The sequence below is a fragment of the Woronichinia naegeliana WA131 genome (genome assembly GCA_025370055.1).
GTDB lineage: Bacteria > Cyanobacteriota > Cyanobacteriia > Cyanobacteriales > Microcystaceae > Woronichinia > Woronichinia naegeliana.
Genome location: CP073041.1, coordinates 560,720 through 585,313 on the forward strand (window position 1 = coordinate 560,720; position 24,594 = coordinate 585,313).

At 41.1% G+C, this 24,594-nt stretch carries 22 protein-coding genes and 1 tRNA gene; 13 read left to right on the top strand and 10 right to left on the bottom strand.

Annotated features, from left to right (window positions below; all coding sequences use genetic code 11):
- Positions 1–35 precede the first annotated feature (35 nt).
- Positions 36–845 carry a biotin--[acetyl-CoA-carboxylase] ligase gene (locus KA717_02950; protein UXE61903.1) on the top strand — a complete coding sequence of 270 codons (810 nt, stop codon included), beginning with the start codon at positions 36–38 and terminating at the stop codon, positions 843–845.
- A gap of 4 nt (positions 846–849) precedes the next feature.
- Here the strand turns inward: KA717_02950 and KA717_02955 are convergent, their stop codons facing one another.
- Together KA717_02955 and KA717_02960 are read right to left on the bottom strand one after the other, a co-directional pair.
- Positions 850–1,389 (bottom strand): hypothetical protein, encoded by a 540-nt coding sequence (locus KA717_02955; GenBank protein ID UXE61904.1) that lies wholly within the window; start codon positions 1,387–1,389, stop codon positions 850–852.
- Positions 1,390–1,455: 66 nt separating this feature from the next.
- Complete coding sequence (locus tag KA717_02960; GenBank protein ID UXE61905.1) at positions 1,456–2,745, bottom strand: aspartate aminotransferase family protein; 1,290 nt, start codon at positions 2,743–2,745, stop codon at positions 1,456–1,458.
- 166 nt (positions 2,746–2,911) lie between these two features.
- Here KA717_02960 and KA717_02965 point away from each other — a divergent pair, with 166 nt between their 5' ends.
- On the top strand, positions 2,912–3,979 hold the full coding sequence (locus KA717_02965; protein ID UXE61906.1) for a potassium channel protein: 1,068 nt from the start codon (positions 2,912–2,914) through the stop codon (positions 3,977–3,979).
- Positions 3,980–3,997: 18 nt separating this feature from the next.
- Here KA717_02965 and KA717_02970 read toward each other — a convergent pair.
- Positions 3,998–4,070 (bottom strand) — tRNA-Arg (locus tag KA717_02970).
- 523 nt (positions 4,071–4,593) lie between these two features.
- Between KA717_02970 and KA717_02975 the strand changes: the two genes are divergently transcribed.
- From KA717_02975 to KA717_02995, 5 genes are all read left to right on the top strand, one after another.
- Positions 4,594–5,247 carry a DUF3782 domain-containing protein gene (locus KA717_02975; GenBank protein UXE61907.1) on the top strand — a complete coding sequence of 218 codons (654 nt, stop codon included), beginning with the start codon at positions 4,594–4,596 and terminating at the stop codon, positions 5,245–5,247.
- 184 nt (positions 5,248–5,431) lie between these two features.
- Positions 5,432–6,073, top strand: a complete 642-nt coding sequence (locus KA717_02980; protein UXE61908.1) for a DUF3782 domain-containing protein — start codon at positions 5,432–5,434, stop codon at positions 6,071–6,073.
- A 40-nt stretch (positions 6,074–6,113) separates the two neighbouring features.
- Positions 6,114–6,266: a hypothetical protein gene (locus tag KA717_02985; protein UXE61909.1), complete on the top strand. Its 153-nt coding sequence runs from the start codon at positions 6,114–6,116 to the stop codon at positions 6,264–6,266.
- Positions 6,256–6,573 carry a hypothetical protein gene (locus KA717_02990; protein UXE61910.1) on the top strand — a complete coding sequence of 106 codons (318 nt, stop codon included), beginning with the start codon at positions 6,256–6,258 and terminating at the stop codon, positions 6,571–6,573. The genes KA717_02985 and KA717_02990 overlap by 11 nt, the downstream gene beginning before the upstream one ends.
- Positions 6,574–6,578: 5 nt before the next feature.
- Complete coding sequence (locus KA717_02995; GenBank protein ID UXE61911.1) at positions 6,579–9,401, top strand: GUN4 domain-containing protein; 2,823 nt, start codon at positions 6,579–6,581, stop codon at positions 9,399–9,401.
- 221 nt (positions 9,402–9,622) lie between these two features.
- On the opposite strand, the gene KA717_03000 is transcribed toward KA717_02995, so the two are convergent.
- Positions 9,623–10,099 carry a hypothetical protein gene (locus tag KA717_03000; protein UXE61912.1) on the bottom strand — a complete coding sequence of 159 codons (477 nt, stop codon included), beginning with the start codon at positions 10,097–10,099 and terminating at the stop codon, positions 9,623–9,625.
- 193 nt (positions 10,100–10,292) lie between these two features.
- Between KA717_03000 and KA717_03005 the strand changes: the two genes are divergently transcribed.
- From KA717_03005 to KA717_03030, 6 genes are all read left to right on the top strand, one after another.
- Positions 10,293–10,583, top strand: a complete 291-nt coding sequence (locus KA717_03005; protein ID UXE61913.1) for a hypothetical protein — start codon at positions 10,293–10,295, stop codon at positions 10,581–10,583.
- Entirely contained in the window at positions 10,567–10,995 is a 429-nt protein-coding gene (locus tag KA717_03010) for a hypothetical protein (GenBank protein UXE61914.1), read from the top strand. The genes KA717_03005 and KA717_03010 overlap by 17 nt, the downstream gene beginning before the upstream one ends.
- Positions 10,996–11,166: 171 nt before the next feature.
- Positions 11,167–11,808, top strand: coding sequence for a DUF3782 domain-containing protein (locus tag KA717_03015; GenBank protein UXE61915.1), 642 nt, complete (start codon positions 11,167–11,169; stop codon positions 11,806–11,808).
- Positions 11,809–11,947: 139 nt separating this feature from the next.
- Positions 11,948–12,571, top strand: coding sequence for a DUF3782 domain-containing protein (locus KA717_03020; GenBank protein UXE61916.1), 624 nt, complete (start codon positions 11,948–11,950; stop codon positions 12,569–12,571).
- 205 nt (positions 12,572–12,776) lie between these two features.
- A complete protein-coding gene (locus KA717_03025) occupies positions 12,777–13,067 on the top strand; it encodes a hypothetical protein (GenBank protein ID UXE61917.1) in 291 nt (96 codons plus the stop codon).
- Positions 13,051–13,479 carry a hypothetical protein gene (locus KA717_03030; protein UXE61918.1) on the top strand — a complete coding sequence of 143 codons (429 nt, stop codon included), beginning with the start codon at positions 13,051–13,053 and terminating at the stop codon, positions 13,477–13,479. The genes KA717_03025 and KA717_03030 overlap by 17 nt, the downstream gene beginning before the upstream one ends.
- 156 nt (positions 13,480–13,635) lie before the next feature.
- On the opposite strand, the gene KA717_03035 is transcribed toward KA717_03030, so the two are convergent.
- The 6 genes from KA717_03035 to yidC form a co-directional block, all read right to left on the bottom strand.
- Positions 13,636–14,658, bottom strand: a complete 1,023-nt coding sequence (locus KA717_03035) for an IS110 family transposase (GenBank protein UXE61919.1) — start codon at positions 14,656–14,658, stop codon at positions 13,636–13,638.
- Positions 14,659–15,111: 453 nt separating this feature from the next.
- Entirely contained in the window at positions 15,112–20,598 is a 5,487-nt protein-coding gene (locus KA717_03040; protein UXE61920.1) for a pre-peptidase C-terminal domain-containing protein, read from the bottom strand.
- 851 nt (positions 20,599–21,449) lie between these two features.
- Complete coding sequence (locus KA717_03045; protein ID UXE61921.1) at positions 21,450–22,085, bottom strand: HAD family hydrolase; 636 nt, start codon at positions 22,083–22,085, stop codon at positions 21,450–21,452.
- 136 nt (positions 22,086–22,221) lie between these two features.
- Positions 22,222–22,815: a bis(5'-nucleosyl)-tetraphosphatase (symmetrical) YqeK gene (yqeK, locus tag KA717_03050; protein UXE61922.1), complete on the bottom strand. Its 594-nt coding sequence runs from the start codon at positions 22,813–22,815 to the stop codon at positions 22,222–22,224.
- Between the two features lie 24 nt (positions 22,816–22,839).
- Entirely contained in the window at positions 22,840–23,283 is a 444-nt protein-coding gene (locus KA717_03055; protein UXE61923.1) for a protein jag, read from the bottom strand.
- A 117-nt stretch (positions 23,284–23,400) separates the two neighbouring features.
- Positions 23,401–24,555, bottom strand: a complete 1,155-nt coding sequence (yidC, locus tag KA717_03060; GenBank protein UXE61924.1) for a membrane protein insertase YidC — start codon at positions 24,553–24,555, stop codon at positions 23,401–23,403.
- Positions 24,556–24,594: the final 39 nt, after the last annotated feature.

Genomic DNA, 24,594 nt, shown 5'->3' on the forward strand with positions numbered 1-24,594 from the left:
CTTGCTAGAGTTTAGTTTAAGACGGAAATCAATCGATGGCCTTGGATCAGGAAAAACTATTAGCTGAAATTGCGGCTCTTCTCAATGCGGATTGGCAAGACTGCTTAAAATTGTTATTGTTTGAATCTATCCCTTCTACCAATCAAGCTCTTTGGGAGGCTATTGCCCAGGGCCAAACCCCTCCGATCGCGGCGATCGCGGTACAACAAACAGCAGGACGGGGGCAGTGGGGGCGTAGTTGGCAATCTGAAAGAGGCGGTTTATATTTATCTTTGGCTTTAGATCTGAACTTAACAGCACAAGCGGCAACGCAAGTCACCCTTTGGAGTGCCTGGGGCATCGCCCATCTGTTACGACAATATGATATTCCCGTCGGTCTAAAATGGCCCAATGATTTAGTTTTAGAGAGTCGTAAATTAGGGGGCATTAAATGTGAAACCAAAATTAGCCAAAACCATCTTTCTCAAGTCGTCATCGGAGTCGGCATTAACTGGGAAAATCCGGTTCCCGATATGGGTATTCAACTAAGCCAATATTTAACCTCCCTCTCCTTCTCAACCCCCTCAATCAACTATTTAGAACAATTAGCAGCGATCGTTTTACAGGGCTTATACATCGGTTTTCAGCGTTATTCCCAGGAAGGTATCACTAGTATTGTTCAAGGTTATCTGGACTATTTTGTGAATCTTAATCAGTCTATTGTATTAGACGGTTCCCCTGGAAAGATTATCGGCATTACTGAGCAGGGTGAACTGCGAGTCAAACTGCAAGCTCCTGGAGCCAGCACAGAAATTACTGTACCGCCAGGCATGATCCGTCTAGGCTATCAAAAACCGGAGTCTTAGGTTCCTAGACTTCTTGCTCACTACTCGGTGGTAGCGTTTCTCGAATGATTTTTGCTGGAATTCCTACCACTGTGGCCTCGGAGGGAATATCACAAACAACAACAGCATTGGCCCCAATACGAGCATGATCGCCGATGGTAACGGGACGAATAATCTTTGCACCTGCACCAATCTGCACATTACCGCCCAGGGTAACGCCCCCAACAATCGTCACCTGGTGCAAAATCGAACAATTAGGGCCAATGATGGTATCACTAGGACTGATAACTATACCATTGGGATGGGGTAAAGCCAAACCTCCTTCTATTCGACAAGTAATGGCAATATCTGAACCGGTAACGACGCTCCAAAACCGATGTTCAAGAACCGTATATTTTTGAATAATCCGCCCAAATACTCCACGATTCTGCCATTTTTGGTATTGACGAATAGACTTAATTAATTGCTTAGAGGGCTGCCACCAAGTAGTTAATTTTTCTCGCTCCCAATCAGGTTCAGAAGCTGATAATTTGTAATAACGGTCAGGTTTGCTAGATAAATTCATTGTAGGACACTAAGAGGGATCGCCTTATCTCCATAGCTTACCCTCTCTTGAGGTGGGACACAAAGGTTAAGAATTGTGCAGATTGGCGATCGCCTTATCTAATTGGGTCATCGCTTGGGTAACTTCCGTTTCCGTTACAATTAGGGGGGGGACAAAGCGCAACACTTTTGGCCCGGCGGGTGCTAATAGCAGCCCCTCTTTAATAGCTGCATTGACAATATCCATTGACGTAATCGGACTTTCGGCATTAATTTCTAGCCCATTAATTAAACCCCAACCCCGCACATCGGTAAATAAAGGGCTATATTTTGTCGCTAAAGATTTTAAATGACCCCGTAACTGTTCACCCCTGGCCTGGACATTTTCAAGAATATGATCTGTTTCAATGGTTTGCAATACCGTTAAAGCGGCTGCTGTTACCAAAGGATTGCCTCCAAAGGTGCTGGCATGATTGCCTGGCTCAAACACATCGCAGAATTTCTTACAAATCATGGCTCCGATAGGAATTCCGCCCGCTAATCCCTTCGCACTGGTGAAAATATCCGGCTCTACTCCTAGATTTTCATAGCCCCACAGTTTTCCCGTTCGACCCACGCCCGACTGTACTTCATCAAAGACGAGGAGAATATCATTTTGGTCACAAATTTCCCGTAATCGCTGGAAATAGGCCACATCGCCTGGACGAACGCCTCCTTCTCCCTGTAATGGCTCTAGCATAATGGCGGCCACTCGCCGATTACCTTCATCTAAATCGGTAATGGCCACTTCGATCGCCTTGATGTCATTGTAGGGAACATAGGCAAAGCCGGGCATCAAGGGTTCAAAATGTTGCTGATATTTAGGCTGTCCTGTGGCGGTAATAGTGGCCAGGGTGCGCCCGTGAAAACTGGCTTTAGCAGTTAAAATAACAGGTTGTTCTAGAAAGTCTAAAACGGTATGGGCATATTTACGAACCAACTTAATGGCGGCTTCGTTGGCCTCGGCTCCCGAATTACAGAAAAAAACGCGATCGCCGCAGGAATGCTCAACTATCCACCGGGCTAAGGCTCCCTGTTCAGGAATGTAATATAGATTAGAAACATGATGCAGTTTTTGCATCTGCTCTGACACCGTTTTAATGAGGGCCGGATGAGCATGACCTAAAGTACAAGTTGCAATACCTGCCACAAAATCTAAGTATTCTTTGCCATCGGTATCCCAGAGACGACAGCCCTTACCTTTGGTTATGGCGATCGGGAAGCGTCCGTAGGTGTTCATTACATAATTATTAAAATCCTCTGGATTAAAATCAGGGGAAACAGTCGATAGGGAGGCGAAGGAAACGTCGGGATTGTCAAGCAGGGTTGGTTGACTCACAATTAACTCCTGAACAAGTGGGTAGGAAGAGCTTTGAGGGATATAGTCTTAGGGGTTAGAGGGTAGCGATTGTATTTGCGCTCCGAAACCTTTTGTTGATCTTAAATCGAGTCTCACCGTTTCGGCCAGGGTTAAGCCGTTGTTTTAGCCAGGAAGTCAAGAAAACGTGTTAAATATCGTAGAACAAAAAAATCGAAGGTTACATCAAGAGCTATTGGGGGGAGGACTGACCTTCGTCGGCTTATTACTGGCAGGAACTTTTTGGTATAGATTTATTGAGCATTGGACTTGGATTGATGCGGCTTATATGACCACCATTACCTTAACCACCGTTGGTTTTGGTGAAACCCACCCTTTAGATCCGAAATCCCGCGTTTTTACGATGTTGTTAGTGTTGGCCGGACTATTTACCATCGGTTATATGGCCAACCGTTTTACAGAAGCCTTCATTCAAGGTTATTTTCAAGCAGGATTGCGACAAAGACAGGAGAGACTAATGATTTCTACGCTAAAAGAGCATTATATTCTCTGTGGTTTTGGACGTACCGGCTGCCAAATTGCGGCGGAATTCCAGACCGAGGGCATTCCTTTTCTGATTATTGAGTCAGATACAGCCCAAATCGAGAGAGCGAAGGCAATGGGCTACCAAGTCTTAACCGGCGATGCCACTTTAGATGAATCCCTATTAGCGGCCAAAATTGATCAGGCAATTTGTATTGTGGCGGCCTTGACCTCCGATGCGGAAAATCTCTATACCGTGCTTTCTGCTAAAACCCTTAATCCTAAGATTCGGGCGATCGCCAGAGCCAGTACAGAAGAGGCGGTACAAAAATTGCAAAGGGCTGGGGCTGATGAGGTGGTATCTCCCTATATCACGGGGGGGAAACGCTTGGCGGCAGCGGCCCTCAGACCCCAGGTGGTCGATTTTGTGGATGGTATTCTCACGGGAGCCGGACGTTCCTTTTATATGGAGGAATTTCGGATTACGGCGGATAGCTCTCCCTATATTGGCCAAAGTTTAAGTGAGGCCAGATTGCGTTCCCAATCGGGTGCATTGGTGTTAGCCATTCGCCGGTTAGATCGAGATCTGATTGTTGGCCCCACAGGAGAAACTTTGTTACTAGAGGAGGATTCTCTGATTTGCTTAGGCACAGTCGAACAACTACGAAAACTGAATCACATTCTCTGTCCTCTCAGTCCTGCAACCCTACGCTTGCCCACCAAACAAAAATAAAGCTCAATATTCAAAATACGGGTGCGGCAGGGATCGAACCTGCGACCGTCCGCTTAGAAGGCGGATGCTCTATCCTCTGAGCTACGCACCCAAGGGGGAGGTTATCTTGGTGATAATTGTCCCATAATTTAATGATTTTTGAGATCCTAATTCAAGCTAGGAAGTCTATTTCTGATTCTAACGCGGGTTGGGTAAAGTCTAAACGTGAAGATATTAGGGCGATCGCATACAAAACTTAATATTTTTTCTCATCAAAGTAAAACTCTTACCCAGCAAAGATTTCAGCAAGATATGATTTGTTGTAATCGTTCAGGGAAACTGTTCTGAACCCATCCGTTAACAGGGCAAAGGATCGATTGTTCTTTAATACGAATATCAGAAAATGATACAATTTTATTAAGCTTAAGTGATCGCGCCTTAAACCTGAAATTTGAACCCAAAGTGTGGCCAAGTTGATAATGGATAATGAATAGTTGATAGTTGTTAATTTAAAATGCGATCGCCAATTAATTGATAGTTGATAATGAATATAGTTAATAATTGTTCGTTGGGAACGCGATCGCAGATAATCCATTAAAATAGAGGAAACCAAAAGTAACAAAGGTAAATAATCTATGGCAACCACAGCAGACGATGTATGGCGACTCCTTGCTGAATTAACGACTAGACAATCTGAATTAACGGCTGCCCAAAAGGAAACTGACCTACAACTTAAGGAAGTGAGTCAGGCACAGAAGGAAACCGATCGCCAACTCAAGGAATTGGGTAAACAAACCGATCGCCAACTCAAGGAATTGGGTAAACAAACTGATCGCCAACTCAAGGAATTAGGTAAACAAATTGGGGGACTCGGTGCAAAATTTGGTAGTTTTACCGAAGGTCTTGCTCTTCCCTCAATGGAAAAGATTCTCAGACAAAGGTTTGGCATGGAAACGACTAGTCCTAGTGTACGAGTTAGTAAAGGTGGACAACACATCGAAATTGATGTCCTTGCCTATGCTAATGGTGAGCTAAATACTGCCTATATTGTCGAGGTCAAAAGTCATGCAAGAGAGGAATCTATTACTCAATTAAAAAGTATTTTGCAACGTTTTCGTGCCTTTTTTCCTGAACATAAAGATAAACAACTCTATGGGATTTTGGCTGCGGTTGATATGTCCCCCGATTTACGAGAAAAAACACTACAAGAGGGATTTTATGTTGCGCGTATTCACGACCAAGTTTTTGAACTGGATATTCCTGAAAATTTTCAACCCCAACGTTATTAGTTTGGTTTTCTTTTATCAAGCCAACTTACAAAGCGGAGATTACCTTTCCAAATTTTTCGAGAAAAATTCGATCGCCGATTAATTGATAGTTAATAATGAATAGTTGATAATTGTCCGTTGGGAACGCGATCGCGGATAATCCATTAAAATAGAGGAAACCAAAAATAACAAAGGTAAGTAATTTATGGCAACCACAGCAGATGACGTATGGCGACTCCTAGCTGAATTAACGACTGCTCAAAAGGAAACTGACCTACAACTTAAGGAAGTTAGTCAGGTACAGAAGGAAACAGGACTACAAATGAAGGAAGTTAGTCAGGCACAGAGGGAGACTGATCGCCAACTCAAGGAATTGGGTAAACAAACTGATCGCCAACTCAAGGAATTAGGTAAACAAATTGGGGGACTCGGTGCAAAATTTGGTAGTTTTACCGAAGGTCTTGCTCTTCCCTCAATGGAAAAGATTCTCAGACAAAGGTTTGGCATGGAAACGACTAGTCCCAGTGTACGAGTTAGTAAAGGTGGACAACACATAGAAATTGATGTCCTTGCCTATGCCAATGGTGAGCTAAATACTGCCTATATTGTCGAGGTCAAAAGTCATGCAAGAGAGGAATCTATTACTCAATTAAAAAGTATTTTACAACGTTTTCGTACCTTTTTTCCTGAACATAAAGATAAACAACTCTATGGGATTTTGGCGGCGGTTGATATGTCTCCCGATTTACGCGAAAAAACACTACAAGAGGGATTTTATGTTGCGCGTATTCACGACCAAGTTTTTGAACTGGATATTCCTGAAAATTTTCAACCTCAAAGCTATTAGTTCGGTTTCCTTTTATCAAGCTAACTTATCAAAGCGGAGATTGCCTTTCCAACTTTTTTCGATAAAAAAGCGATCGCCTCTTAACTATAAAAAAACGCGATCGCTCTGTACAGAAAAAGGAAACCGTCACTATACGTTGATGAATTCTGTTATCCTTTTAGAAAACAATCTGAGAGCCACCGATGAAAATTGAAATTATTGGTACAGATGCGATTCCAGCGACCGAGGAACTTCTAACGATTCAAGGCTTAGAGGGCTGCTACGAAACGGTAAACGAAGTAGAACGAGAAGCAATACTGACCATAATCGCCACTATTGTCGGGATTGTGGGCGGTACAATAACCATAGCCGAGCAACTTCACAAGTGGAGTCAGAAATATCAACAGTCTTCAGGTGGGGCTAAAATTGAGAAAGTTTTGATTGTCGCGCCTAATGGCAAACGCTTATTGCTGAAGGATGCAACAGTTGCCCAAATTCAGGCAATTTTAGAGGAGAAATAAGCTTAATGAAAATCTTACACATTGACCTTAAGCCTGTTGGCAAAGATTATGCTGAATTTCGTTATTTTTGGGATAATCCAAACCAATATCAATCGCGTCAGTTACCCTTAGCCCAGATTGCTAATTTGAATAGGCTTTCGGACACTGACTACTATACTCGGTTGCCAGAGGAGTACGCTAGGACAGGACAGGCTCTTTATAACTGGTTAGATGGTAGCGATCGCTATTTAGCACAGGCGTTAAATCAACACCGACGAGAGGGAATTGTTTTAGCCATAGCAGCCAGTGAGGGATTAGCTCATTTACCCTGGGAAATCCTGCACGATGGCACAAAGTTTCTAGTTGAGACAACACCAGGCATCGTTCCGATTCGATGGGTTACTCAGCCAAATTCTCAGGCTTTAATTCAAGAAAATAAACCTGCTAATCGGGCTTTAAATGTGCTTTTTATGGCAACTTCGCCGTTAGGTGTGGAACCTGTATTGGATTATGAAGCGGAAGAAGGACAAATTTTAGCCGCGACTCGACGTACTCCTGTTAATTTACAAGTCGAAGAAAGTGGTTGTTTGAGTGAGTTGGGTTATTTGGTTCGAGAATACGAGAAAAATTATTTTGATGTTTTTCATTTAACGGGTCATGCAACTTACAATCAAAAGCCTTATTTTTTGACAGAAAATGAGTATGGTAATCGAGTTGATAGCGATACATCGGCAATTATTAACGCGCTGAAATCTTCTGTTCCACCTTTGATTTTTCTGTCGGGTTGTCGGACGGGTCGTGCATCTGATCCTGTCGTTGCTTCGATGGCAGAGGAGCTATTAAATCTGGGAGCAACGGCTGTTTTAGGTTGGGGTGAAACTGTCCGCGATACGGATGCGACGGCGGCGGCGAGTGGTTTGTATTCGGAGTTATCGCAAGGGGGAACGATATTAGAGGCTCTGGCATCAACTTATCAGACGTTAATTAAGAAAAAAGCAAGGGATTGGCATAAATTAAGATTATATGTAGCAGGTATTTTACCAGGGGCTTTAGTGACTACGTTACAGAAACCTGGACGGAAACAATTACCTATACCGATAATGTCTTTGGAGTTTAGAGATGATGAGAAGCGATTAAGGGTGATTAGTCGAGAAAATTTTGTCGGTCGTCGTCGTCAGTTACAAAATTGTTTACGGACTTTGAAAACGGATTGGGAAAAAGTCGGGGTTTTACTTCATGGTATGGGCGGTTTAGGAAAAAGTAGTATCGCTTCTCGTTTGTGGGATCGTTTGCCTGATTTTGAAAAAATTCTTTGGTGGCGACAAATTGATGAACCGAAGCTGATTACAAAGTTATCTTCTAAATTAATTAAGCCTGAATTACGAAAAGTTCGTACAGATTTGAAAACAATAGATGACGGTTTAGAAGTTAAACTTACTAATCTTTTTAGTCAATTAAAAGATTTGGGAGAAGAACCATTTTTATTTATTTTTGATGATTTTGAATGGAATCTGGAACCGAGAGAAGGTCGTTATATTCTAAAGCCTGAAGTTGCTATAATTTTAAAGGCTTTAATTTGGGCAATTCGAGAAACAAGAACTAGACATCGCGTGATTATTACTTGTCGTTATCGCTTTGATTCAGAGTTGTTGGATTCTTTCTATGAACAAGGATTAGAGTCGTTGAAAAAAGCTGAACTAACTAAAAAACTCAATCTTTTAAAGAATTTTAACTCTAATAAAATCTCTGAAGATGTACGAGAAAAGGCGTTAATTTTAGCAGATGGTAATCCTCGATTATTGGAGTTTCTCAATACTGAAGTTTTAGGGAAACAAGATGCAGAAACTAAATTAACGGAATTAGAACAAAGTCCCGAACTATGGAAGGATAGAATTATTTGGGAGGAACTTTATCAGCTTATTGATAAACCTTTACAACAGGTTTTAAGTCATTGTTTAGTTTATGAAATTCCCGTCCCGATGACCGCTTTAGAAGTGGTTTGTGAGTCACTTCCTAATTATAAACAGCAATTACAACGAGGATTAGATTTAGGATTAATTGAGATGAGTCCTGAGCCTAGAGAAGAAGATCGATCTTATCGTGTTTCGCGGATTTTGCCTCATGTTATTGTCAATATTCAAATTCCTAAAGAATCAGAGGTTTATGGTTTATATCGAAAAGCTCATGAGAAATTAAATCAGTTATGGAAAAATGAAACAAATAGAAGTGGGGAACAATGGCAAGAGATTTTCCGTTTATTGTTTGCTGATAAAGGTAATCCAGAACGATTCAGACAGGGATTCTTTGAGATGTTAGCAGTTCAATACAATATAGAGGCAGATAGGGCATTAGAAAATGAACTGAGGAAATTAGAAGGTGAATTATCACAAGATAATTTTTGTGATCAATTAGAGGATTATTTAGATCAAGGTAATTGGAGAAAAGCTGATGAAGAAACTGCTTGGCTTTTCTACTCAGTAATGATACAGAGAGTCTATAAAGACTGGTATCAGCTATGCAGAGAATTGCCTGATACAACCCTCAAAAATATTGACCAACTTTGGGTTGATTATAGCGAAGGAAATTTTGGATTTAGCACTCAAAAGCAGATCTGGAAAAGCTTAGGAGGAAACTCAGACGAAGATTATGACACTTGGAAACAGTTTGAACAACAACTACAATGGGATGCAGAAATTGTCTCTGATTATCCAAAGGGTTATTTTCCTACCCAATATGCTAGGCGAAGTAGTGCAAGGGGTGGTATAGGTTCTGTTTCTTGCCATGAAGGTATTGGGGGTTGGAATGTAGTTTGTTGGGATGGTGTGGTATCTCTCTTATCAAAACTATAAATTAGTGCGATCGCCGATCTCGTATATTGAGTTAAGGAACGCAACCCAACTATGAGAAATGATAACCTGATTGTGGGTTATTGCGAATCAACTTTTTTGATGAAGTAGCGATCGCATTTTCAATGGATAATGGATAATGGATAATTATCAACTATTCACTATCAACTATCAATTAAGAGGCGATCGCTTTTTTATCTAATCGGTAAGGGGCGATCGCTCTTCTACTCACCATATTCCGGCAAAAATACAAGAAAATCCCTCAAGGCTGCTCTGGTGTCTGGTGAACTTTCGAGTTGATGTTGTATTTGGAGAATAATCCATCTATTTTGGATTCGAGTATGGCGAGTTCCTCGTTCTCTTTCCTCGTTTGCAAGATTATCCCGTCTAGCCTCTCGTTCTCTTGCTGCAAGATTTTCATTCTCAATTCGTGTTCTTGCTGCAAGGTTTTCATTCTCAATTCGTGTTCTTGCTGCTGTCGTTTCCCTTCTGCTTTGATTTCCAGCGTGCCACTCAAGGCCGAGATTAGCCACCAGAGACCCTGACCCCAGAACAAAGACCAGAAAGCGACCTTCGATGGTGGTGAAGGGGAAGAATGAGAAGAGGATGGTGTCTGAGTTTCCATAAAATCTTAATAAAGCCGCCACTGCATACAAAAATGTCGTCAGTGACTTTGGTAACAGTTTAAGTAACTCTATCATAAAGGTATTTTATAGGCGATCGCGTTTTTTATTAATTGGGAAGAGGCGATCGCTTTTTCTGAGAGTTGAGATAGCGATCACTTTTCAAAACTATCAATTAATCTGCGATCGCTTTTTAAATTTGAGGTTTAGAGTGCGATCGCGTTCTTGGCTTGTGTGCTAAAATAAACAAAAATAAGGAGATTTTAAAAAAATGACAGCCACTCAATCAGCCGTAAACGTTGTGATGTCTTTATCTCAAACTACCTATGATCAAATCCAAAAAATGGCTACTGCCAATCATCAAAAAACCGAAGAATTACTAACTGATCTAATTACCGAAAGCTTAGATACTCAATCTACTACCCGCCGAATATTAGAAAGAATCTCCCAGGAATACCGCGATCGTTTGTCAAAAGAAGGTACACTCGATCAATCATCAGAAAAAACTATTCAATCATTGCGTGAGCTAAGAGAAAATATCGTCAATGAACTTTATCCATAATCAACTTATAGCCCTAGATACTAACCAATTTATCTTTGCTCTTCGTCAAGATCCAACCTATTCGAGTTGTCAAATCTTGCTGTTTGAAAAACTCCATAAAATTAATGTCTATCTTCCCCTACAGGTTCTCATTGAATTGCAGTGTAACTTAAATGAGAATGAAATACGCGGTGTCATGCTGGCTTTATCCACTGCTCGAAATACAACGTGGGATTATGCTCTAGCTCCATCTCACCTAGTCCAAAAGTGGGAAAAACAAGGTGCAAAGAAAGGAGATGCTGTTATCGCCGCCCATTTAGAAACAAATAATATTCCCTATCTAATTTCAGAGAATCGCCATTTTCTTCATGAAATTGCTGATCTTCCTTTTAAGGTGCTTAGTAGCAAAAAACTTTTAACATATCTCAATTAACGCTAAGGCGATCGCTTTTTTGAATGGATAATGGATAATGGACAATTGACAATAGATAATTATCAACTATTCACTATCAATTAATCGGCGATCGCGGTTTGTATTTAGGATTAGGGGAGCGATCACTTAAAATCCGATAAAATAGTGATTGACAAATTTGAGAGAGAGATTATGGCAACTACAGCAGAAGACGTATGGCAACTCTTAGCCGAATTAACAACAGCTCAAAAAGAGACCGACCGACAACTGAGGGAAACCAACCTACAACTCAAGGAAACCAGCCTACAACAGCAGGAGACTAACCGACAACTCAAGGAACAACAGAAAGAAAGCAAGAGACGGGAAAAGAAGACCGATCAGCAACTTAAAGAATTGGGTAAACAGATTGGGGGACTTGGAGCGAAATTTGGCAGCTTTACCGAAGGTTTAGCCCTGCCTTCCATGACCACCATTCTGGAACAACAATTCGGAATGGAAACTATTAGTCCTAGTGTAAGAGTTAGTAAAAATGGACAACATATAGAAATTGATGTCCTTGCCTATGCGAATGGCAATCTGAATACTGCCTATGTTGTCGAGGTTAAAAGTCATGCAAGAGAAGAATCTATTGCTCAATTAAAAAGTATTTTGCAACGTTTTCGTAGCTCTTTTCCTGAACACAAAGATAAACAACTCTATGGCATTTTAGCGGCGGTTGATTTGTCCAATGGATTACGCGAAAAAATTTTACAAGAAGGATTGTATGTAGCCCGTATTCATGACCAAGTTTTTGAACTTGATATTCCCGATAATTTTCAACCTAAAACTTATTAAAATATTTTATGCGATCGCAGTTTCCCATCCTGTTTTAAAGAGCCTTCCTGTTTGGGGTTCATAATGTAGAGTTAAGGGGCGATCGCCAAGAATATCAGTAAAATGGAGAGTAGAAAATATTGAGGGAGAACAATCCTCTATGACAACCACTGCCGAAGAGGTATGGCAAATCTTAGCCGAGTTAGCAATGGCCCAAAGACAAACTGACCAGCAGTTAAAGGAAACTGATCAGCAGTTAAAGGAAACTGACCGTAAAATCCTTGCTGTTAGTGAGGAAGTTCGTCAAGTCAGCCAGGAAATCAGTGCTGTTAATAAGCAAATCAGTGCTGTTAACAAGCAAATTGGTGATCTGGGGGGCAAATGGGGGCGTTTTGTCGAAAATATGGTGGCCCCTGCCTGTGAAACCATCTTTTTAAAACGAGGGATTCCCGTTCATCAAGTTAGCCAACGAGTCAAAAAAAGATTAGAGGGACAAACCCTCGAAATTGATATTCTCGTGACCAATGAACATCATGTTTTAGTGGTGGAAGTGAAAAGCAGTTTGGGGGTAAGTGATGTCAAAGACTTAAGAGCAGATTTAACACAATTTCGACAATTCTTTCCTGAATATGCCCATAAACAACTCTATGGAGCAGTCGCAGGAATTGAAATTGAAGAAGGAGCCGATAAGTATGCCTATCGCCAAGGATTGTTTGTATTAGCTCAAGCGGGGGAAACCGTTGCCATTCTCAATAATTCTGATTTTCAGCCGAAAAATTGGTAAATGTTAAGTTTAAAATTTAGAAGCGATCGCATTTTCAATGGATAATAGACAATTGACAATGGATAATTATCAACTATTCACTATCAACTATCAATTAATCCGCGATCGCATTTTCAATGGATAATAGGTTTTGGGAATCAGGGAGAGGCGATCGCGTTCTTGGCTTGTGTGCTAAAATGAACAAAAATCAGGAGATTTTAAAAAAATGACAGCCACTCAATCAGTCGTAAACGTTGTGATGTCTTTATCTCAAACTACCTATGATCAAATCCAAAAAATGGCTATTGCCAATCATCAAAAAACCGAAGAATTACTAACTAATCTAATTACGGAAGGCTTAGATGCCCAATCTACTACCCGCCAAATATTAGAAAGAATCTCCAAGGAATACCGCGATCGTTTGTCAAAAGAAGGTACACTCGATCAATCATCAGAAAAAACTATTCAATCATTGCGTGAGCTAAGAGAAAATATCGTCAATGAACTTTATCCATAATCAACTTATAGCCCTAGATACTAACCAATTTATCTTTGCTCTTCGTCAAGATCCAACCTATTCGAGTTGTCAAATCTTGCTGTTTGAAAAACTCCATAAAATTAATGTCTATCTTCTCCTACAGGTTCTCATTGAATTGCAGCGTAACTTAAATGAGAATGAAATACGCGGTGTCATGCTGGCTTTATCCACTGCTCGAAATACAACGTGGGATTATGCTCTAGCTCCATCTCACCTAGTCCAAAAGTGGGAAAAACAAGGTGCAAAGAAAGGAGATGCTGTTATCGCCGCCCATTTAGAAACAAATAATATTCCCTATCTAATTTCAGAGAATCGCCATTTTCTTCATGAAATTGCTGATCTTCCTTTTAAGGTGCTTAGTAGCAAAAAACTTTTAACATATCTCAATTAACGCTAAGGCGATCGCATTTTCAATGTAAACTATCAACTATTCATTATCAACTATCAATTAATCGGCGATCGCATTTTGGGTCAGGGTTAAGAGGCGATCGCGTTTTCAATAGATAGTGGACAGGCGATCTCCGCTTCGTAGATACTGTGTTAAGTGTCAAGGGGAAGCAGGCAAAAAATCAGTTTCCTCCTCTAAAACAACGTTAGGAAGAGCCAACTTAGTCTGGTCAAACGGTTTCCCTGACTTGAGAACCCCGTAAACAATCCGAATGAGTTTGTGCATTACAACCCCAACGATCTGCATTTTATTTTTTCCTGCCTCTAAAAACCGTTCTCGCAAGTCCTTCATGGGAGAACAATGACGCATAGAACTCAATGCAGGAAAATAAAGAGCCTTACGTAAATGAGGATTACCAATTTTACACAACCGAGTTTTGCCTTTAACAGAGGTTCCCGATTGATGCTCTTGAGGGGTTAAACCCGCAAATGCCGCTAATTGACGAGCAGAAGAAAACTGATTAATATCGCCAATTTCTGCCAGAATTGTCATTGCTGTCGGCTCACCAATTCCTACAATCGAAGTCAATAAATCTGCTTGACTTTTTAGAGAACTATATTCGTTCAACAATTCTTTTTGTCGCTTTTTTACATTGTCAATTTGAGTTTCTAAAAACACAAGATGAGCTTCAATATCTTCTATGAGACTCTCATCAACTGTTGTTTTTAAACGATTTTTTTCTTGAGTTGCCATCTGCTCTAAGGCTCTTAATCGACGGCTATAAGACTGTAATTGTGCCATTTCTGGACTTGGGGGTGTCCAAGCTTGTGGTTTAAGGGCTGCACAGAATCGTGCAATCGTTGTCGCATCGGCTTGATCATTTTTTGTTCGACTCAAGCGACTTTGAGCAAATCCTTTAATTCGGGCAGGATTAACAATACTGACAACGTGACCTAAACCGTGTAAATAAGTTGCTACTGAATGTCCGTACGTACTAGTTGCCTCTAAACAAGCATGAACTCTTTCCAGTTGGTTTTGCTCCAACCATTTTTTGAGTTGCTCGAACCCTTCAAGGTTATTGGCAAATTCTTTAACCTGACTTTTTTTCTCTCCTTTGAGTAAGGCGGCTGAGAATTTTTCTTTACTAATATCTATGCCGAGAATGGCTTCTTTTTCGCTCATGGTTTAACTCCTTGTGAGTTAGAAAAATAGTTGTCACTCTGCCGCGCTATCCTTGCAAATACTAGGTTTTTTGAGAAAAGCCACGTTGATACTGTCCAGTCTGCGGAAGGTGACATTCCGAAGAACAAATAAGAGGCTCTTTATCTACGAAGCAAGCTTTTTGCTTTAGGTTGGGTTCAGAGTCACTCTTTTTCTTGTTCTTCTTGAGATTAGGATAGCTCCTATCCTCCATTCCCAACATACAAGGTTGGCTAGACAAAAGGAAACCAAACTAATAACTTTGAGGTTGAAAATTTTACAGCAAGAATTATTTTGAGTCTACGGGCTTTGGTATTGACCAAGGAACGATGGAGTCAATTTTGGGCAAAACTTGATCAATATGGGTTCCCTGTAGAACCCTGATTACACCATCTTTTATCAAGAAAAGGTCGCATTCATTCAAGCCATCCGAAGTTAAGCCGTAACAAAGTTACCGATCGCCAAGGTTCCGGTTAAACCGGTTACTTCTACAATGGAGTCAGTACTGGCATTAAAACCGGCGATCGCATCATTAATCGCGACAAAAGTACGGGTAGTAGTCCCACTGGTAAAGGTAAATTGGGCAGCATAGTTAGCGGCAAAATTTGTAGTGGTTAAGGCAGTTCCAATGCCTGTTGCATCGAGGGTAGCAACCGTTAAGTCAGGGGTAAATCCGGCTCGTGCGGTGGTGACAAGAAACAGATCGTTACCAGTCGTCGCGTTAAAGTCGGTAATCAGGTCATAGTTGGCTAAGAGAGAATCGGTTAGGGTTTTGTAACCAAACTTGTCGATCCCTGCCCCTCCTGTGAGAATATCTTTACCTCCTAATCCTGTGAGAATATCATTTTTTGCTCCGCCGATCAGGGTATCGTTGCTACTAGTTCCCACTAGGTTAAGAGCAACAGGATTACCAACAGAATCATCGCCGTTAGCATCGATTCCAAATATAGTTTCTTGATCGAGAGCTTGAGATGAGCTTAATGCTCCTTTCGCTTCGGAGGATAGCCAATTCCAGTTAGAATCTGTTTTCCAAATGTACAGCGATTGATCTGCTATATTTTTCCAAAGGACTTGGTTTTCACCGTTAATCGTCTCCACGGCTAACGCTTCCCAGCCAGGAAAACTAGATTCAGAAATAGGCTGTCCAAAAGCTTGGAGCGAGATGGGCGTTGTTGTTCTGACTTGAGCGAACAGTTGGTTCGCAAGATCTTTAACAAACGCTGTATTGCCCACTGATTCAATGGGGACAAAGCTGCTAATCACTCCATCACCATTAGCATCAACTTCAAATAGGGCTTCTTGACTAAGGGTTTGAGGAGAGTTTAAGTCCCAGACATCGGATGAGAGCCAGTTCCAGCTAGCGTCTGTCTTCCAAAGACCTATTGTATTCGCAGTGATGTTTTTCCAGAGAACTTGGTTTTCTCCGTTGATCGTCTCAGCAGCTAGGGGGTTCCAGCCTGGGTAGATATTATTATAAGGTTGATTCAGATACTTGAGAGTAATCAAGGGACTATTGCCGTTTTGAGTGTAGAAGTAGGTTGAGGTTTCATTCCACAGCTTGACCACACCTTGATTTTCTATAATCGTATAGTGCTCATTGGTTATGTTTAGACTAAAAATAGCACTAGCATCGGGATTAGTTCCCACGCTTGAGTCATCTACATTGACGACAACTTGATATTGATTGCGTGTTTGGAAGTCAAGGTTTGTGCCGATAAAGAACAGTCCTTTATCACGAATTTCAAAACTAGTAGCATCGATTTCTGTTAAAAATAGGTTATTCGTTCCTTGACCATCATCACTGATCACAATATCTGCAACTTTAATTCCATTTTTTGTATCACTATTTTCTGCAAGTTCATTTACTACATTGTTCAATATTAAGGCTGTTGGCGGTTGGTTATTTGGATTGGGTTGATTGTTATCATTATTAATGACTACCTTAGCTTGGTCATCTTCATTTAAATTATTATTGTTCGGAGTTGAATCAGGATCTGGTTCAGTAACAGCGATAACTTCCGCCATTACAGAAAGACTTTGTGTTGAAGTAACTTTGGCAATAATATTTATAAATGCTTGATTATCCTTCGCTATATTAGCAGCATCCCAAATTCCAGTTGTTGGATCATAAGAGCCTTGTTGGGGAGTGGAGGAAACAAATGTTAATCCCTGGGGTAAAAGTGATTTTACTTGAATTGAGGTTGCAGCTCCTGAGCCTTTATTCGTGAGGGTGATAGTAAAATTAATTAGGTCATCAATGTTGGCCGTTGTTTTATCTGAAGTTAAGGATAGTTCCAAGTCGGCTGGCTGAATTGCGCCAGGGGCAACATTAAATCTTTGAACAACTGAATTATCGTCAGGGCTAAAGTCTGTTTCTGAACTCGAAGCCTCAATTAGGCTACTTAGGAAACCTGAACCAATTAATTCCCCTGATACAACTACAGTGGCAGATTCATTGACATTCAGAGTGCCAATATCGGCATTGATTGCATCACTAAGGACGTTTGCAAGCCCTTTACTCGGAGTAGCAGAAACATTGAGAACGCTTTCAAGCGGGAGGTTATCTGTCAGAACAACCCCTGTGGCAGTGGAAGCCCCAATATTTTTGACGGTGACAGTATAGCTAACGTTATTTCCTAATATTAGAGGAGTTGTTATAGAAGTTACGCTTACTTGGAGGTCAACACCAATTGCTGTTTTGGGAGTTAGAGAGAGATCATAGGTTGTATCGCCTTCATACTGGGACACTTTAACAAAATAATTGCCCGCAGATAATGCAGAAATATCAATACTTTCATCTTGATTTTCAGTCAATTCAGAAACTTGAATAATTTCATCAGAAGAAATTTCACTGTCTCCATTTTTGTCTTGGGATAGTTCTAAGTCAGCATCGGCTGATAAACCGCTCAAACTGAGAGTTAAGCCACTGGGATTTGTAAGGGTAAAGCGATAATAGTCAATAGAATCGACATTACCGACAAAGTCGTTTTGAGTTGAGTTTGCTAAAGTGCCAAGGTTGAAAGCAGTAGCAAGGGTACTTCCTGCTTTGTCGGTGGGAATAACTGACGGAGTAGCAGAAAGATTGAGGTTATAGTTTGTATTGCCACTACTGGGAGAAAGCCAAACGTAGTAATCCCCAACTGCTAATCCATTGATATTAATAACTTCAGATTCGTTCCCTTCAGCATCGGATACAGCAATGGTTTCATCAAAGTCAATCACACCATCATTGTTAGTATCTTGCCCTAAAGTAGCAATTAAATCTCCTTGATCTAATCCATTAACTTCCAGACTAAAATCGCTCACTGTTGTTAAATTAAAGCGATAATAATCATTTGGATCGACTTCACCGATAAAGTCAGTTCGGGTTAAATTGCCACTAAGCGTTCCTAAATCCTGAGCATTACTAGGAGTATTCCCTGCATTATCTGAAGGAACTGGCAGTGGGGGAACGGTTAGAGTAAGGTTGTAGTTGGTATCTCCACTTTTTTGAAAGACACGGACGTAATAAACGTTTGGACTCAGATCAGTTAGCTCTATTGTTTCGTTGCTGTTGCCAATCTCTTCAGAACTAGCAACTACTTCATAATCTTGCCGAATGTTATCCTCATTAAAATCCTGAATTAGCTCTACATCAATATCAGCACTCAGTCCGTTAAGAAGTAAGCTAAAATCTCGATAAGTGAAGAAATATACTTCGTCTTCTTCTATTGGGTTTCCCAAAGTAAAACGATAATAAACGTCTGGATTTGTACTGCCAATAGATCCTGTAAGATTTACATTGCCTTCAAGCTGATTTAGTTCGATGGCATTACTAAGATCGTTAAAAGCTGAAACACTAGCAAGAGGGCTGGGATTAACAAGAAGAAACTCAGGTGAAAAAGCTTCAACACTTAAGCTTTGTAAATTAAAAGTGCTATTAGTGGTTGCTGTAGGAATTCCTATGTCATAGTGTACGTGACCATTATGACCTGAAGAGTAACGTATTACCCCTGTTTGACCATCAGTTGCACTCCAATGACGAGGATCGTTGTGCCAAACCCTTGTAACCAAACCTGTATCGGTAAATGCTTGAATCTGATTCTGTACGTTTGCTGAACTATAGCCAATTGCTGTATTATCTACCAGAAAGTTGCTTATTTGAGATAGCAATTGCCGATTATTAAAGGCTTGATTCCCCCTAACAGCATTTACTAAGTTCTGAGGAGTAGAAGCAGCAGCTTGATAAGTTCCATTAGTGTTTCTAACAATTATTTGGTTATTGGGAGCAGCTACATACCAGACGTTATTAATTCTTGTTTCAAGAAAGAAGTTTCTACCGTCGTCGTACGCTTCTCTTGGACGTGTATCGATGTCGATATCCCGACCAGCTCCATGGGACGCATGAAGAGACCCTGGCGGACCTCCGGGTTTTAAACTTGCGCCATTTAGTGTTAAATCCTGGCCAAACGCTGTTCGGGCATTCTGTAATGTTCGGAAAGCCCAATCAGTCGCCCATCGCTCTGTCTGTAAATTGCCATCTTTAATGTTAACGCCTTGTATTGTTCCGACTTTTATCTCATTCCATTGCGGGGCATTACTTGCATTAATAAAGACCTCGGCATTTTTACTTAAATTTTGAACTGGGACAACTTTACTTTTATCTTCAATAACAGCATCAAATAGGTTGATTGCCCAAGACAGCTCATCGCCGTCATTTTTCCCATTGATAGTTAGAGGTGTACCATTTTTCCCAGGAAATCCTAAATAAGCAAGTCGTTGCTCTTGACTATATTCATCAAGGGTTCCTGCTTGAGCAGTTGTTATTACTGGATTACTTCCATTAGCAACGGAAAACCCATCAGTTACATTAACCTTAACAGTGATAGATTTTTGATCTTGATCTTCTACCGAAAAAGCTACTTCTCCCAAACCAAGATCACCTTGCCGAGCTTGATCATAAGTTAGTATTGTACCCGATACCTTTGGTACATAATACAAGGTATCGTATTGGTTTCCAGGGATTGCATCGTTTCCCTTTTCATCAATTAATTTTCCCTTTGCGTTTAAAGCGGTTAACTCTGCCGAGGTTGGATTAAACTTCATGCTTCCAGCCTGCTTGCCTAGATTGATTTCAATCACATCTCCCAAAAGCCCCTGAACGGTAATTTCCTTCGCTTCAGTAGAAACAGAATAATCCCAAGCCGTACCTGATTGAGGTGCCGTTACAACGATATTAAGAAAGTCCTCTCCCTGAACTTGTTCAAATGTTAAAATACCACTTTTAGTTCCAGAAACTAAGGTTTTTGTGCTAAAAATTGGTTTGCCTGCATACCTTACTTCAAATTGATCGGGAATAGTATAATGTTCGTAAAAATAAGTAAGAGTAACAATTTTTTTAGTTTGTCCTGGTGCTAAAGGATCAAGTTGTAACGTTTTATTGGTTCCGCCTACACCACCACTACCTGATAGACTGGCTTGCTCAATCAGAATGCTTTGACCATCAATAACAATAATTGCGGTATCATCCTCAGTTTTAATCCGACTCAACTCAGCCACACTTAAACTAACCCCTCGCACCAAAGCTGAAAATAACTCCCCCTCATCACCAGGGCTATCCACCGAATTAACCTGAGCATCCACAAAATGCCCAAACTCTTCTAAGATAACTGCCTCCACATCCGACTGACTGGCCGTCGCTACAAACTGATCTGACAAATAAATAATATTGCTACTGCTGGCATAGGCTCCCCGCGCATTGCCCAAAATATCACTACTAATCACCTCAACAGTCGGCAATTGATTAAAATCTCCCGCCAACCATTGCGACTGAAACGTTAAAGCCATTGCGCGGTCATAATTAGTGCCAAAAGCCGTATCAAAACGACCCCAGAAATCATCCAAACCCGCAAAAGCAGTGAGTTGGTTATAGGCAAGGGTCAAGGTAGAGTTGATGCTCATAATAGTAACAAGTTAAGTAATTATCTTGAATGGGGAATGATTTAAAAACCTTAGAGGCGCGAAAAAGAGAATCTCTAATACCAAATTTTGTTGTCATACCTCTTTTTTAGGCAATGTAGGGGCTTAGCCTCTAAGTCCTATACTCTCTGGATTTGGAAACCAAACCCCTACCCAAAATTAAAGTAGCTTTAACCAAGGGATTTCGTATAACAACAAAAGTTATTCCAGCAATATTGAAATTAAATAGGACTCTGAGCAGGCTAACCCTCAGTAGTTTACCAATAAATACAAAAAAAGCAAGCCCTGTTCTCATGGTCAATTACTACAAAGCTAGCAGATGTAAGGGTTAGGGCAAATATTAAATTTTGTTACAAATGCTGATAAGTAGAAAGTGACCTGTTAAACACCACAGACAAAGGCAAAGAAAAACAGCGATCCGTTAAAAACTGTCAAAAAGCCAAACCAGCATTAACCCGACAAACGCTGCTGTAACTCCTGCTCAGAGAAATCCGTCACCTGAGCCATCTGAGACGTTTACAAAGCAAACTAAGGTAGGAACAATCTAATCTAAAAATTCATCAGTTATTCTGACAAATTTGATTAATACTACTCAGCATGAAGCCATTTGCTTGTATATCCATCGTTACAATGAATCGCGATCGCTCTTTTGGGTTTCCAACCAAAATTTAAACATCGTTTAGAACAGAATCCTTGAATGAGTAAAGCAACCTGTCAAAAGGAGATCGCTTTTTAAAGATAGCAAAGTAGGAACTTTGAATTAGGACTTTGATCAAAAAAGTAAAAAAGAGTGATTTTTTACAGATTCTTATCATCTAAGCGGCGATCGCCAATAACTCATTTAAGTGATTAATACGATGATCGGCATCCAAATCTTCCGGTAAACAACCAAAGCCATATTCCGCAAAAATTGTCGTTGCACCACAGGCGTTGCCCATGCGAATCCCCACCTCTGAATCTTCAACATGCAATAGGGTTTGATGATTATAATCCGCTAATAATTCCTGCATATAATTAGGGTCTGGCTTACTAAATTGGGAATCATCCGAGGCTTGCATTTTTTCGATCGCATCCCATAGTCCGATCCCTTTTAAAGCGGCTGTTTGAGTACGGCGATCGCCGGAGGTGCAGGCCAGAATGCGATAGCCCCTTTGGGTTAATTCTTCTAAAACCGTATTTGCTTCAGGCATCGGAGCCGCTAGACGGGGCAGGTGTTCTAGATAAAAGGGTTGTACATATTTGTTAAAGGTCTCTTGTATCTTTTCCTGGGGACATCCCAATTTTTCCAGCATGGTAGTTGCCCTGAAGCCCACTAAATCAATAACCGTTTGGCGGTCAGGTCGCGGCAATCCCACTTGTTCAATACCGTAGGCAAAGGCTTGATAGTTGGCTTCTTCAGAGTCAATTAAAACACCGTCTAGATCAAAAACAATGATTTTAGCAGTGGTCATAAAAAATAATTTGATCAATACTTTATCCAAGGATACGCAGAAAGGTGCAAATTGTCTGCATTAAAATATTGGCCAATTTCTCGGCGATCACCCTAATCTGGGTAAAGGGAAAACCAAGCACAATAGACTGAACTTTTTATTGAAAATTTGAGTGACTCAATTTCAACGCCCAATTGCGGGTCATAATCATACGAGGATGAATCGTTTTCTGGTGTTTTAAAAGATGCTGCAAGACATAATCACAGGTTTTCCGCACACCTTTATGGAGATTTTTCTGGCTTACTCGCCGCATTTTGTCTAAGGCTTCACTATCGCCTCGATTCGGTTCCAGCACATCAGCCACAAAAACAATACAGGATAGAGGACTCATCTCTGGTTTACCAAGGGTATGGTTCCGAATTGCTTCCAAGATCTCCTCATCTTGAATACCAAACTCATCCCTGGCCACGATCGCACTAACATCCGCGTGCAGCAAATGAGGATTGTTTAAGAAGATGTCATCTAGTGCCATTTTCTCATTCTGGGCCAGGGTTAATAAATGTTGCGGTGGGAAAAACTTGGCCAGATCGTGCATCAATCCGGCCTGGGCAGCTTTTTCTGGAGCCACACCATGAACCTGAGCCAATTCCCGACCCATCTGTTCAACCCCTAAAATATGGGTAAGTCGATGGGGAGAAACCTGGGTTTTCAGCCAGGCAATGACAGCTTCTCTAGTGGGGTAAATTGCCATCTTTACCAGATCCCAAACTTATTTTTAGCCAAAATTATAGCGAAAACGAACGACCAACCGGCTATCGGGTTCTTGTCCCTGGCTCTCAGTTTCTAAGTCCGATTCATTTTGGAAAAAAGTATGAATCTGTCGTCTTTCTGCTGAGGATAATTCCGTCATCTCCACAGGTTGCTTGGTTTGACGAACCTTGTCCGCAATTTCCTGACACCAGGCTAACAGTTCAGCTTGGCGGCGCAGACGATAGCCATTCAGTTCAATGGTAAAGGTATGATGATGATCTGTTTCCGCTCCTAGGTTCATCTGAGCGTTAATCAAATACTGCAAAGCATCTAGTCCCTTACCTTTGTAACCAATCAAAATTTCAATCTGTTCGGGATTAAGATGACTGTCATCAATGACGAGCCAAATATTGGGAAGATTGGCATAATCTTTTTTCTCTTCAACTTTAACCGTCGCTGTAAATCCCATTAAAGCCAATAACTCTTCTAACCACGTTTTACTGCGTTGAATATGTTGCTCCATGATCCGATTAACTACCTGATAACATTACTGGAATTGATCGTGGGGTGGCAAACCCCATTTGCCCTAAGACGTTTTCTCTTTTTTCTTGCCTTTTTTCTCAAAGGGCAGAGCTTGCCGTGATTCTGCCTGGGCTGCTTTCTCTTGCTGCTCCATCAGTTTTTGTAAGTTTTCTGGCAAAGGTTCCCGCATTAGAATCACCGTTTGCAAGGTTTGTACCAAATTAGCAACCAGGATATACATCAAAACTCCCGCCGGTAACGGGAAAAAGAGAAACATCGCGCTAAAAATCACTGGTGTAATTTTATTAATGCTTTGTTGCTGTTGGGCTTGAGGACTGGGATTGGGGCCAGAAGAACCGGATAATTCTTGGTTGACATAAACGCTAATCCCAAAAAAGATGATCATGCCGAGAATATCCCAGTTGATCTCACCATTTTCTCCCGTTACGCCCACCTGACCCAAAGCTTTAATAAAGAGGAAACCCGTTTTAGTAGCTAGACCAGGAATCGTAACTTGAACGGTGGCTTCACCAGGGATAACCGCTTCTAAACTGCCATCAGCTTTGACTTGTACCCGATCTTCTCCTTTGATCACACTGTATTGAGGTGTCAGATCAGACGTTTGGGTTTCAGGAATAATTTGACTAAAGGGTTTTCCCTCTGGGGTTTGCAGTTCAACCTTGGCAGTTTCTCCTACCCCTAAACTGTTGCCTCCAGGTAGGAAAGCGGCGATCGGATAGTGAATGCCTTCATCAACGTAGATATTCTGGGATTTGGTAGCATAATTTTGAGGCTCAACCCGTTCGATCTGCTCCTTGGGCAAAATTTGCAAATCGACGGTGTAATTAATATCTGAGAAAGGTGAACCCCGCAACGTTGCAAAAAGAGCGAATAGAATGGGCATTTGTAACAGCAGGGGCAGACAGCCTGCCAGGGGATTCCCAAATTCCTGCATGATCTTAGCCATTTCTTCCTGTTGTTTGGCCGGATCATCCTTATAGCGACGTTGAACTTCCTCTTGTCGCTCTTTCATTAGCGGTTGGGTAATCCGCATTTTTCTCATATTGCGAATCTGGCCCGCACTTAAGGGAAAAAGCCCGAGCCGAATCACTAACGTCAGAGCAATAATTGCAAATCCATAGCTATGAACTATCCTAAAGAAAAAATCTAGGATAGGTAGCATGATATTCGTTGAAATAAATCCAATACCGAAGTCCATTCGTTTAACTCTGAGCCTTTAACGTTGAAAGTTGAAAAG

Coding starts and splice junctions, on each gene's coding strand:
- yqeK (UXE61922.1), bottom strand. CDS start 22,815: ATGGCAATTTACCCCACTAGAGAAGCTGTCATTGCCTGGCTGAAAACC.
- yidC (UXE61924.1), bottom strand. CDS start 24,555: ATGGACTTCGGTATTGGATTTATTTCAACGAATATCATGCTACCTATC.
- KA717_03020 (UXE61916.1), top strand. CDS start 11,948: ATGACAACCACTGCCGAAGAGGTATGGCAAATCTTAGCCGAGTTAGCA.
- KA717_02955 (UXE61904.1), bottom strand. CDS start 1,389: ATGAATTTATCTAGCAAACCTGACCGTTATTACAAATTATCAGCTTCT.
- KA717_03010 (UXE61914.1), top strand. CDS start 10,567: ATGAACTTTATCCATAATCAACTTATAGCCCTAGATACTAACCAATTT.
- KA717_03005 (UXE61913.1), top strand. CDS start 10,293: ATGACAGCCACTCAATCAGCCGTAAACGTTGTGATGTCTTTATCTCAA.
- KA717_03025 (UXE61917.1), top strand. CDS start 12,777: ATGACAGCCACTCAATCAGTCGTAAACGTTGTGATGTCTTTATCTCAA.
- KA717_03055 (UXE61923.1), bottom strand. CDS start 23,283: ATGGGATTTACAGCGACGGTTAAAGTTGAAGAGAAAAAAGATTATGCC.
- KA717_03045 (UXE61921.1), bottom strand. CDS start 22,085: ATGACCACTGCTAAAATCATTGTTTTTGATCTAGACGGTGTTTTAATT.
- KA717_02950 (UXE61903.1), top strand. CDS start 36: ATGGCCTTGGATCAGGAAAAACTATTAGCTGAAATTGCGGCTCTTCTC.
- KA717_03015 (UXE61915.1), top strand. CDS start 11,167: ATGGCAACTACAGCAGAAGACGTATGGCAACTCTTAGCCGAATTAACA.
- KA717_03000 (UXE61912.1), bottom strand. CDS start 10,099: ATGATAGAGTTACTTAAACTGTTACCAAAGTCACTGACGACATTTTTG.
- KA717_02990 (UXE61910.1), top strand. CDS start 6,256: ATGAAAATTGAAATTATTGGTACAGATGCGATTCCAGCGACCGAGGAA.
- KA717_03035 (UXE61919.1), bottom strand. CDS start 14,658: ATGAGCGAAAAAGAAGCCATTCTCGGCATAGATATTAGTAAAGAAAAA.
- KA717_03030 (UXE61918.1), top strand. CDS start 13,051: ATGAACTTTATCCATAATCAACTTATAGCCCTAGATACTAACCAATTT.
- KA717_02975 (UXE61907.1), top strand. CDS start 4,594: ATGGCAACCACAGCAGACGATGTATGGCGACTCCTTGCTGAATTAACG.
- KA717_02980 (UXE61908.1), top strand. CDS start 5,432: ATGGCAACCACAGCAGATGACGTATGGCGACTCCTAGCTGAATTAACG.
- KA717_02995 (UXE61911.1), top strand. CDS start 6,579: ATGAAAATCTTACACATTGACCTTAAGCCTGTTGGCAAAGATTATGCT.